The organism is Pseudomonas mandelii (assembly GCF_024138395.1).
GTDB lineage: Bacteria > Pseudomonadota > Gammaproteobacteria > Pseudomonadales > Pseudomonadaceae > Aquipseudomonas > Aquipseudomonas mandelii_E.
Window position 1 is genome coordinate 23,896 of the sequence record NZ_JAMYDU010000038.1, and the last position, 11,174, is coordinate 35,069.

Sequence of the window (11,174 nt, forward strand, 5' to 3'; positions counted from 1 at the left end):
TCGTCAGGCCATCCGGGTGCTCCACACCTTGGTTTGGCCAGCCGAAAAGCGCTTTTTTCCCAATTGGGTTCTTAGTTAAAACAGCAGCTTAGGGGAACATTGCGAATAACAACTTGCGATAAATCCCGCTGCTCCAATGTGTATTTCGGGAGGATATTTACCAAGCAATTGTCAAGTATTTCCTGTACGATGCCTGGCCAAGTTAATTTCTACAGGTTAATGGCCGCCATGCGTGTAAAAGCATCCAACAGCAAAGCAAAGCCAGCTCCAGCCGTTGAAACCAGCGAATCGATCAACAACCAGATCGCTGCGTTCCTCAAGTCCGGCGGCGAGATCCAGCAAATTGCCAAAGGCGTCAGCGGCCAGACGTTCGGCCCGTCCAAACAGATCACCCTGGGCAAGAAGTAATTCCCCCGCGTTAACTGGTCCCTAAGCGCTTTGAGCTTCGAAGCGCTTGGACTGGAACCCTCCCGCAATACCCCATAAAACAAATCAATATTTCAAAAATCGACGAACGGCCCTTGATGCCGAGTATTCGCCGGTATGCTTGCACGTGTCTGGATCAAGCGTTTCAGCAGGTTTTCAGAACCTGCTCCTCGCAGCTCATGGAGTGACGCATGTTCAAGCCCTTTCTTTTCCTGCTCGGCAGCCTGCTGTGGTATTCGGTCGCCCAAGCGCAAGTCTTTCAGCGCGAACTGGGCGACTTCGATCTCAAGCTCGCCACCACCCCCAGCCGCAGCATGGCCCAAGGTCTGGTCAAACCCTCGACGACCGGCTCATTCCATGGTGGTCTCGACCTGAGCCACGACAGCGGCTTCTACGTGGGTCAATGGTCCCCCAGCATGGGACTGAGCCCGTCGAGCAATCTTGAAGTCGATTCCTACATGGGCTTTAAACAGCCTTTCGATCACTCCCTCGGCTACGAAGTGGGCATGATCCATTACAGCTACCCGAAAGCGGACACTCTCGACAGCCAAGAGCTGTTCGGCGGCCTGACCCTGCTGGGCAGTCGTTTCGGCGCGGCCTTCAGTAACGACCCGGACAAACAGAACAGCACCCTGTTCGCCGACCTCAGTGGCAATCAGCCGTTCGGCATCGGGATCAGCCTGAAATACACCACCCACCAACTCAACACACCGGTGTCCGTCGACGATGGGTATGTAGGCAGTTTTACCGACTGGTCAGTGAAATTGTCCCGGCCATTCATGGGCATCGATCTGGACTTGATCTACAGTGATTCAAACCTGAGCGGCAGTGATTGCTCCGCTTATTCCGGCCACAATAGCGAGTGCGATGGTCTGGTTACGCTCAAGGCTGCACACAGTTTCTATTGATCGGCTGAACTGCCGGGCTCGGCTCGCGATCACATAAGAGAACCCAATAAGAAACCAGGTCTTCGCAAGGACTCGTCATGTCGCACTGGTTGAAACAGATCAGCGTCATCCTCACTCTCAGCCTTACCGTCGCCGCGTGCAGCCGCGTCGGCCTGGCTTACCGCAACCTCGACGTGATCATTCCCTGGACGCTCAACGACTATCTGGAAATGAACCACGAGCAAAAAGATTGGTTCAACGAGCGCCTCAAGGAACACCTGAGCTGGCACTGCACGACCCAACTGCCCGGCTACCTCGACTGGCTGGACCGTTTACAGACCATGGTCGAGGCCAACCAGATTACCGACGCCGCACTGCAAACCCGCACTCAGGAAGCCAAACAGGCCATCGCCGAAACCGCCCGGCAAATCACCCCGTCGGCCATCGAGTTGTTGCAGGGCCTTGATGACAAGCAAGTCGCGGAAATGAACGATGCCTTCGCCAAGGACCAGCGCAAACGCCAGGAGGCCTACCTAAAACCGTCGCTGGAGCAACAGATCAGCGAGCGGAGCAAGCGCATGGAGAAACGCCTGAATGTCTGGCTCGGACCGCTAAGCCCAACCCAACAGCAACGAGTAGTGGCCTGGTCGAATGCCTTGGGTGATCAGAACAAACAATGGATTGCCAACCGCGCCCATTGGCAACAGCAATTCAGCGCGGCAGTCGCGCAACGGCAGAGTCCAGAATTCCCACAGCGAATCGAGACACTTCTGGTGAATCGCGAGAGTTTGTGGACACCCGCTTACCGCGAGGCCTACGCCAACACCGAAGCCCAGGCTCGGGCGTTGCTGGTGGACATCATGGCCGAGAGCACGCCGGTTCAGCGTGAGCAGTTGCTGAAGAAGATTGAAGGGGTGCGCAAGGATTTCACTGATTTGCAATGCCTGAAAGCGGCGCGTCCAGGCTAGGTTCTAAAGATAAAGAGCTTCGCGGGCAAGCCTCGCTCCTACAGATTTTGTGTCATTCACAAAATGTTTGAACAACACAAAATCTGTAGGAGCGAGGCTTGCCCGCGAAGCTGTTTACGGTATCAGGCAATCTGCGCCTTCGACGCCACCTCATCAAACGTCAGCTCAGCCAGCGCATCCTCCTGCTCATCCAATACCTGCCGCGGATGCTCATTACCCGGAATGCTGCTGTCGATCAGACTCAACAACCTCGAGCCCCGGGGCGTCAAAATGTAATTCTCGCCATTGCCACCCTGATCCTCCGGTCGAGGCTCGATATAACCCCGCAGCAGCAGTAACTTTTCGTACTCGCCAGCCACCGTTTTCAGGTGATCCAGGTTCTCAAACGGCTCGCCCGCGTTGGCTTTCGCCGCCGCATACTGCTCGGCATAAGGCCGTGGGGTGAAACTGTGGCCGGCGCCGTTCTGCACTTCATGCAGCAAGCGCTCAATCAAATCCCAGTTATAAGTCGTCATCCTGATCAACCTCCAGAGCCCGTGAGTGAAATGGCCTTCATCAGTTGTGACCGACAGGAAGGACGGCCGTTCAGCCGAGGTATTTCGCCCTACCGACCAGCGGTATGTCGAATAGGGCGCAGGCCAAACGACTAGGCTATGTAAGACGGTTTACCCCTCTGCGCGGATCGACTTTCGCCAAAGCATGCAGGAGAAATCACCATGAACATTCAGAATCATCCGGTCGTGTCCCGGGAAGAATGGCTCACTGCCCGCAAACAACACCTGGCCCACGAAAAAGCCTTCACCAAGGAACGAGACAAACTCAGCGCCGAACGCCGCGCCCTGCCGTGGGTGAAAATCGACAAACCCTACCGCTTCCAGGGCCCCAACGGCGAACTGAGCCTGGCCGACCTGTTCGGCGGCCGCAGCCAATTAATCATCTATCACTTCATGTTCGCCGCAGGCTGGGACGAAGGCTGCCCCGGGTGCTCGTTCCTGTCCGACCACATCGACGGCGCCAACCAACACCTGGCCCACCACGACGTAGCGGTAGTAGCGGTTTCCCACGCACCGTTTGCCGAATTCCAGCCCTTCAAACAGCGCATGGGCTGGAAATTCGACTGGGTCTCGTCCGAAGGCTGCGATTTCAATTATGACTTTGGCGTATCAGCCCGAGCCGAAGACGTCGCCGCCGGAAAAGCCACCTACAACTACGAAAAATCCGACGGCGCCGAAGAAGAACTTCCCGGTCTCAGCGTGTTTTATCGCAATGAAGCGGGGGAGATTTTCCACACCTATTCCACTTATGCTCGCGGCCTGGATCTGCTGGTCGGTGCCTACAACTATCTGGACCTCACGCCTAAGGGCCGTAATGAAGAGGAAATCATGGATTGGGTGAGACATCACGACCGGTATGAGGACAAGGCCTCAGCTAGTTGCTGCCATGGAGGATAGACCCGCATGGTCCGGGTCCGTCACAGCATCCATGAACGCCACAAATCCCCTGTGGGAGCGAGCCTGCTCGCGATGACTGACTGACATTCAACATTGATGTCGACTGATACACCGCTTTCGCGAGCAGGCTCGCTCCCACAAGGTTGCGTGATGATTGTGAATTGATGGATGTTATTGGCAGACGGCAACGGGCGCAGCCTGCGGAAAGAATGAAAAACGGGCGACCTATGGGCTGCCCGATTTACATAGTGAATACAAATAAACTAGCGTCTTTTACGCAGAAGGCATGCTCGTCACGGGAATGCGTTCCTGAGGCTGCGTTATATCGTAGATATGCTGCTCACAGCGGCTACCAACAAACTGGAATTCCACCAAATAGACCTTGCTTCTTTCCGGTGTGAAAGTAGTTTTGAGAGGACCGCAGTTGTAAGTATTCCCGACGCCCCCACCCTTCGAATAACCCGACACCTGGAACGGCTGATCGGCATCGGCCTGTACTTCCAGCTGTGGGAAGCGTTTAAGCGTGGCGCTGTTGGCCGCTTCGTTAAGTTTGGCGATCCAGCCGAAGACCTTGCCCTGACCTGAATCCACCACAGTTCCAAGCACTTCCATACGCTGGTCAGGATCCGCTGCGCGGCGGATCGAAAACTCTACCGGATAAGTGTTACCCGACGATTTCATGATGACCTTGGCGTGTTGCGCATCGACTGTCACCTTGTTCTGGCGCAGTTGGATACCGTCTTTCAGTAGGCTGGGTGAAGAGTCCCTGACGTTGGAATGGCAGCCTGGTAATGCCAGAATCAGAGCCAATGTTAGTAATGTGGTTTTCTTCACGTCTTAATGTCCTTAAAGCGTATGTTCGGCTGATGAGAAAATACTTGTCAAAACGGCGCGTCATAAATGCTGAGTTCGCCGTAGGCAACCCTTTCAGCACGTATAGCGCAAGAACAAGGCAGTCCCCATTTTTCGTCTACGGTAAAAACACAGCGGTCTTCACCTATTATTTCTTTGGCTCCTGAACTTCGACCCAGCCTTTTTTCAAGTAGGCCGACGCCACAATTTTTCTGATCAAGAAGGCATAAATGATATGCAAGGATAAAATCGAAACACCTAGCCATGGCCCACCAAGTAACACACCCAAACATACGGCTCCAACCCACACGAGCAGATGCCACCAAAGTTCGGCAAAAAACAAATAGAACACGCCCAAAAATAGAGTAGCCAAGACTTGGAAGCCATCCACTTCCTCGACCGTACCGCCTTCCGGTTTCTTGAAGTATCTTGCCATAACCTTTTCCTTAATCAGACTTCTCAGGCAACGTCATTAAACATGCCTTGAAAAATATTGTTTGCCTTTGTTTATCAACTAGCAGCACTACTTGACTGGTATGTAAGAGTATCCCATCACCATTGCTTTCCCTTCCTTGGCATCCCGTACCCGGACCAACTCAACCATGTTCTGCTGAGTGTATTCAACGAAGTACTCTTTACCCTGCTCGACCTGCAGGTTCAGGTATACGTTTTTGGGGTGGACATGCTGCCCGGCAGATACCTTGTGCAGGCCAGGGCTCACAAAGAGCCAGGAATAGGTATGTTCATTGAGCCCCACAACCGCACTGTCATTGATACTGAACACGCTGTCATAAAAGCTGCCTTGAATAACCTGGGTCCGCATCATGTAAACCAATGCCTTACCCTGAGGCGGCGTTGGAGGCTCGAAATAGGGCTGGCTGGAAGAGGTGTGGCCGCAGCCGGCCAACAACAGCATAAGCAATAGCGCCGGAATACTTTTCATCATTGCACTCATTTGCCTTGCCCCAACAATTGGTTGATCACCGGCCCCATTTTTTCCTCGACCGTCGCCAATTTGGACATATCGAGTCCCCCCTCTGCCGTCAGATGGTATTGCGCAAAGCCGATTTTCTGATCGCCCTTGTAGAGCCAGACACTGGCGTCGGATATGTATGCGGAAATATCCCATGAACGAGTCGCGTTGTAGCTCAGCCGGTACTCACAGCTACTCGGCACAGGCGTGGCGTAAAGCCGACTCTCGATGCCGTGCTTACGCAGGAGGGATTGCAGGCCATCGACGAAATCACCAACGACCACTTTCGGGTTCTCTTCGATACAGAGCTTCGAGATTTGGTATTGGCGGTCCACCGGCTCTACTTTAATGTTGGTACACCCGGCCAATGTCAGTAAAAGGCTTATCGCGAATGCCTTGAGCAGCATGTCCTATCCCTGAATAAAGAATGATATCAAAATGATGGCTGCATGCTAGATCAGGCCCGTTTTACGGTCAATTGATTGGCTTGCTTTCAGAACGATTTTCTCGCAATGGCCCAAGCTACTCGGTCCCTTAACCCAACATCATTCTCATCAAAGCTGATGCTGACTAAAAAAATGGGACAGACTTTTTCTGGCTACTGCACAGGTCAAAAAAACAATTCTGTCTCCATGTTTAGCTCTAAAGATTCCTTTAGGAAAACGGGAGGAAAACGGGGACAGACCACGTTTTCCATCTAATAAATCAAATGTTTTTTCGGTCTGCCCGGGCATCCCCGTCGAGTTCGACGTCCAATCATAGTTTCAATTTCGGCAGCAAATCGCGAACCACCAAGCACATAGTTACCATTGGTGGCAGCCCGAATCTGGTCAACCAATCCTATCTCCAACTCGCTGCTAAAAAGCCCTCGATAGACTTCAGCAGTCGATATATCTGTACCCCTAAGCGATAGGTACTGGACATGCGGGGTAATGAGATGCGAAAACTCTGATTGTGCGTTAGCACGATAACTCGACCAACGATATTCCGCAGGATGCGTCACCATTTTGGCTCTGACAGGATTCATCTCAATGTAGCGATAACAGGCCAATACATAACTATCACTTTGAACAAGGCACGAACGGAAGCGCCCTTCCCATAAAGTCCCACTACGTCCATATGTACGATTTATGTATTGCACATATCGCTGCCCTATTCCTTTCATAAGCGAGCTCGCACTGTTGTGCTCATGAGGACTAATCAACAAATGGACATGATTAGTCATAAGACACCACGCGTGAATTTCGCACGCACTTTTGTTGGCCTGCTCAGCAAGCAATTCTAAATAAAAAAGATAATCATCCTCTGAAAAAAAACAAACTGATCTATTGTTTCCTCGTTGAATCAGATGCAAGGGGACACCTGGCATCAAGACACGTGCTCTGCGTGGCATTTGGTGAGTCCTTTCACAATTAATGATGCCGAAAGCTTAGCCAACCCTACGAAAAATAATCTCCCTATCTATTTCACACTATTTCAGATCCTCAAAGAAAATCAGAAAAATCAGAAAAAATCAGGGACAGAAAAAATCAGCAGAAAAATCAGGGAAGAAAAATCAGGGACAGACCACGTTTAAAGCGAAGGCGCACCGGACTGTTCTTAAGAGAAACGTGGTCTGTCCCTGATTTCTCTGCCCCGCCCCTGTTTAAATCATAAAATATTATCTATTTTTATAATTGCAGATTCATTTACAGACAGCACATGAAGAATTCTTTGCACCTCCACTGGCAAATCACAATACTCCCTGCATTTTTTGGGTTTAGCTATCAACTTGTAACCACTATCATCATTGACATCATGACTAAACAACCCTCTTCCTGCCATATCAACAAATGACCGTAAGTAGCGCTCACGCTGAACACTATCATTAAATACAGGCAGATTTCCTTCAACAACTTCAACTTCCACACCACCAGTTATTGAATGAAAGTAGTCATAAACCTCCTCATATTCAGAAATTGACTTCCTTACCACATCAGGAACAAAACCTCGACCTCCCGTCGCAAAGTGCGCGAGGAGTCCCCCCCTGTAGGAAGCAAACCAATCTAAATCATTGACTTCCAAAAACTCCTCATCCTTTTCCATCACTCAGCTCCAAATATATTAGGGAAAAGGGGACAGACCATGTTTAAATCGAAAGAGCACTGCCCTACTCTCAGAAAAAACGTGGTCTGTCCCCGTTTACCCAAAAACTTTTAATGCCAAAGTTTTATCAACGCGTTTACTCATCACAATGCCCTCGGCACACCAAAACCACTACTTGATATTTGACCTAACAACTCCCACCTTTAGTATTTGCTCCAAGGAAAAATCGGTGACAGACCACGATTAAGTCGATGGTTTACAGCCGCCCCATATCAGACAAAAACGTGGTCTGTCCCCATTTCCCAAATCATCCCCTTTCCCTGTCGTCCCCTTTTCCTCTATAACACCAACTAAACTTTAAGAAAAATAGCAAAACCCGGACCGAGTTCGCTCCTCAGGCTTTCAGCTAATCGCTCTCCTTCCAGCTTGAATTTACGCTCTAGTTCCTCACTCTTGAATCCAGAGTTTGGCGGGTAATCAGCATCAAGTGTTTCATCGTACATAGCGGCCCATTTTGATAGGCGCAACTGAAGTTCTTTAGAAATAGGAAGCTCGCAAGGAGCTATGTCCCCATACTCGCCGGGGGACATATTCCAAAGCGGATGACACTGATAATCCGCCATTAACTTTATGCTTTTCACTTAACGCTCCCTCTTGGATTTGCGCCAACAACAAAGCCGTTGTCGCCAACAGTCACAGCAATACGCTGCTGTTGACCATTAATAGTTAACTCATAAATTGGGCGCCCCCCTCCAGAGCCTTGATAACCAACGAGTTTCCCCTCAGAAACCGCCTTCATTACCACGCCCGGAATCTGAGCCTCTGACACGCCCATCTGAGCGAATTGGCTACCGTGCTCCTCAATAATATGCTGCAACCCTGCTTTTGAGTTTCCAGTCTCTAGGAATACAACTTTCCCGCTAGAGCTGCGAGCCGTCGCAATGACATTCTCTGGGGTAAATTTCACGCCATTAGCAATTAGCTCATCAAGCAAAGAGGTGTTCAACGTGCCTTTTACACCTAGCGCAATCCCCGCCCCTATGCCGAGAAACTCTCCGGCTATGAATGCGCCCCAGGCCTTGACGAACTCATTAGCAGGCTGGACACCAGCAAATCCTTCTCCTTGAGCGAGCGCAAGCTGTGCTTGGGCTATTTCTTCAGCTGTGGCTCCCTGTCCTTGCATGTATTCGGCAAGGGAGGTTGCAGCTTGCCCATATTCAGACAAGCCTGGAGGCAAGTGCTCCCCAAAGTTGTACTGCGTGCCGGTTTGCGCAACCCACGCTCCCGTTTGCAACTTGTCGGTATCGGCCTTAGGGTCTTGAACAGCAGTCGCCAGCACGCCGATCAGCTGCGAGTTCATGGCCAACAGTCGATCCCGATCCGCCTTCGGCATCCCGGCATAGACCGATGCCAAATCGTCGACCAGGGCTTCGTTGACGCCGGCCGCCAAGGCACCCGTTTTGAAGTCTCCGCCAGCAGCAAGCGAGGCCAAGCCACCCATCAACGCGTGCAAGCCAATTTTGGCGAGGCCTCCGTTTGGCAGGCCATTCTCTACACTGATATCACCCACTAGGTTGAAACCATAGGCAGCAAACGCATTCATCAGACTGCTTTGCAAGGCATCACCAAGGCTGCCGTCGCGACCAAGTGCTTTGTTGAGCAGCGCAGATGTGGTGTTTTGCAGAGCCTGGTTCGCGGTGAATTGGGCGATACCTCCCAGGCTACTCAGTCCACCGGGATTGGAAGCTACGACCTTGCCCGTGTTAGCCAAAGCCCCGCTGGTAGAGTCAGTCAACGCAGTCCCTGATTCTGTGCTGGTACTGGTCCAATCGTTGAACAAACCGGTGGTAAGACCCGCCACGGCCCCGGCAACGATGTAGTTTTTCATGCTATCAGCGCTGAAGACCTCTTTGACGACCGCGCCAAGATCGCCTTTATTATTGATGGTACTGACCGTGGCCGTACTTGCTGCGGAGGTGAGCATGGCGGTGAGGGCAGCGTTCGCCCAGCCAGCGGCGACAGCTTGGGTCGTTGCGGTCGCTGCAGCACCGGCTGCGAATGCGCTACCTGCCCCTGCGTTTGCGGCGGAAGCCACGAAACCGGAGGCTGCACCGGCCGTGAAATAGGTGACGATGATGATGATAATGATCATCGCCGGACCACCCAGCCCGGAATGGCTTTCATCCCAGCTGTCATGCAGCTCTTTAACCCGGCGCCAATCCACATCGCCCCGCGCTTCTACGTCTTTGAGCCAGGCCATGCTCGGGTCAGCTTGCACCATGGCATCAATCGCCTGGCTCACGCTTTGTTGGTTGATGTCTTTGATATCGATGTGTAACCCATCAACTGCCTTGATGAGCGTCTGGCCTTTAGCAATCAGCTGGCTTTGTCGCAGCGTTTCATCAACCTGGCCCTTGTTCTCCATAGAGGTCCACGCCCAGCTATTGCTGCTCTTGTTGTGGCTTTCCTGGTGAGAGTCCTTCACCGCTTCGAAAGTGATGCTGCCACCACTGTCGAGGATGATGTCCTTGCCACTGTCGAGCTTCGCCACCTGATACCGCTGATCCCCACCGCTGGACAACGTCAGGTCCCCACCAGACTTGATCTGCGTACCAATGTGGGTGATCTGCGTCACCTCATCGCGCTGGGTCATTTCACTGCCCCAACCACCGCTTTTTTTCATGTCATACAGCGAGTAATCACTGTCTTGAGCGGCCAGCAGTTGCAGGTCGCCGTCGGCGTGCAGGTAGGCTTCTTTGCCGACGCTGATGTCGCTGGCGATGAGGGTCATGTCCTTGCCGGACTTGAGCGTGAGTTTGCCGCCCGCCTCCAGTGAGGTGCCGATCTGACTGATGTGGTCTTCCTGACGGGTTTCCTTTTTGTCCTTGAAATAGGAATGCTCTTCGTCGGCCGCGGCACCGAAGAACACATCGCGCTTGGCCTCGATGGTCACGTCGCCCTTGGCGTCGATCTTGCTGGCGATCGCCGCCACATCGCGGCTGGCATCGATTGTCAGGCCGGCACCGGAACTGACCTCGGCGCCATGCTGGGTGAGGGTTGAGTCGAGGAAGTTGGTACGGCTTTCGGAGTGGCGCTCCTCCACGGAGGTGATGATGACGTCGCGCTTGGCATCGATGTCCATGTCGCCGCCGCTTTTCAACACACCACCGGTGTTGATCACATCGCGACCGGAGTTGATAACCAGTTTGTTGGCGGCTTCGATGCGGGCGGCGTTGTCGACGAAGTCTCGTGCGTGGCTGTAGTCGCCAACGCTGCTGTCGTGGGAGGTCACCGTGCGTTCGTTGACGATGTCGCCGTTCGTGGTCGTGAGCGTCACGTCCCGCCCGGCAATAATCCCCCCCGCCTTGTTGGTCAAATTATTGGTGGCGAGCACCTTCAACTGATCCCCCGCCTCCAACAACCCGCTGCTCACCAGATCATTCTTCGCCGTCGCCTCCAGGTTCTGGCTGGCGCGCAGGGTGCCGGCGTTGTTCAGGTCTTTGCCGGCGATGAGGGTTACGTCGCTGCCCTG

Annotated in this window: 13 protein-coding genes; 4 read left to right on the forward strand and 9 right to left on the reverse strand. The window is 52.7% G+C overall.

Annotated features, from left to right (window positions below):
* Positions 1 to 219 precede the first annotated feature (219 nt).
* From NHU87_RS27445 to NHU87_RS27455, 3 genes are all read left to right on the forward strand, one after another.
* Positions 220 to 408, forward strand: a complete 189-nt coding sequence (locus NHU87_RS27445) for a hypothetical protein (protein ID WP_017337097.1) — start codon at positions 220 to 222, stop codon at positions 406 to 408.
* 209 nt (positions 409 to 617) lie between these two features.
* On the forward strand, positions 618 to 1,334 hold the full coding sequence (locus NHU87_RS27450; protein WP_253554595.1) for a TorF family putative porin: 717 nt from the start codon (positions 618 to 620) through the stop codon (positions 1,332 to 1,334).
* Positions 1,335 to 1,411: 77 nt separating this feature from the next.
* Positions 1,412 to 2,281, forward strand: coding sequence for a DUF6279 family lipoprotein (locus NHU87_RS27455; RefSeq protein WP_253554598.1), 870 nt, complete (start codon positions 1,412 to 1,414; stop codon positions 2,279 to 2,281).
* Positions 2,282 to 2,403: 122 nt separating this feature from the next.
* Here NHU87_RS27455 and NHU87_RS27460 read toward each other — a convergent pair whose 3' ends face one another.
* On the reverse strand, positions 2,404 to 2,796 hold the full coding sequence (locus NHU87_RS27460; RefSeq protein WP_253554601.1) for a transcriptional regulator: 393 nt from the start codon (positions 2,794 to 2,796) through the stop codon (positions 2,404 to 2,406).
* Positions 2,797 to 2,997: 201 nt separating this feature from the next.
* Between NHU87_RS27460 and NHU87_RS27465 the strand changes: the two genes are divergently transcribed.
* Positions 2,998 to 3,732, forward strand: coding sequence for a DUF899 domain-containing protein (locus NHU87_RS27465; RefSeq protein ID WP_253554604.1), 735 nt, complete (start codon positions 2,998 to 3,000; stop codon positions 3,730 to 3,732).
* 273 nt (positions 3,733 to 4,005) lie between these two features.
* Here NHU87_RS27465 and NHU87_RS27470 read toward each other — a convergent pair whose 3' ends face one another.
* The 8 genes from NHU87_RS27470 to NHU87_RS27505 all read right to left on the reverse strand — a co-directional run.
* Positions 4,006 to 4,566 carry a hypothetical protein gene (locus tag NHU87_RS27470; RefSeq protein ID WP_253554610.1) on the reverse strand — a complete coding sequence of 187 codons (561 nt, stop codon included), beginning with the start codon at positions 4,564 to 4,566 and terminating at the stop codon, positions 4,006 to 4,008.
* A gap of 166 nt (positions 4,567 to 4,732) precedes the next feature.
* Positions 4,733 to 5,020 carry a hypothetical protein gene (locus NHU87_RS27475; protein ID WP_253554612.1) on the reverse strand — a complete coding sequence of 96 codons (288 nt, stop codon included), beginning with the start codon at positions 5,018 to 5,020 and terminating at the stop codon, positions 4,733 to 4,735.
* Between the two features lie 87 nt (positions 5,021 to 5,107).
* Complete coding sequence (locus NHU87_RS27480) at positions 5,108 to 5,527, reverse strand: DUF2846 domain-containing protein (protein ID WP_367399070.1); 420 nt, start codon at positions 5,525 to 5,527, stop codon at positions 5,108 to 5,110.
* A gap of 8 nt (positions 5,528 to 5,535) precedes the next feature.
* Complete coding sequence (locus tag NHU87_RS27485) at positions 5,536 to 5,964, reverse strand: Sbal_3080 family lipoprotein (protein WP_253554623.1); 429 nt, start codon at positions 5,962 to 5,964, stop codon at positions 5,536 to 5,538.
* A gap of 290 nt (positions 5,965 to 6,254) precedes the next feature.
* Positions 6,255 to 6,911 carry a transposase gene (locus tag NHU87_RS27490; RefSeq protein WP_253554635.1) on the reverse strand — a complete coding sequence of 219 codons (657 nt, stop codon included), beginning with the start codon at positions 6,909 to 6,911 and terminating at the stop codon, positions 6,255 to 6,257.
* Positions 6,912 to 7,207: 296 nt separating this feature from the next.
* Entirely contained in the window at positions 7,208 to 7,642 is a 435-nt protein-coding gene (locus tag NHU87_RS27495; protein ID WP_253554638.1) for a hypothetical protein, read from the reverse strand.
* Between the two features lie 350 nt (positions 7,643 to 7,992).
* Positions 7,993 to 8,283: a hypothetical protein gene (locus NHU87_RS27500; protein WP_253554641.1), complete on the reverse strand. Its 291-nt coding sequence runs from the start codon at positions 8,281 to 8,283 to the stop codon at positions 7,993 to 7,995.
* Positions 8,280 to 11,174 (reverse strand): DUF637 domain-containing protein (locus NHU87_RS27505; RefSeq protein ID WP_253554649.1); only part of this gene is annotated, 2,895 nt, incomplete at its 5' end. The genes NHU87_RS27505 and NHU87_RS27500, both read right to left, overlap by 4 nt.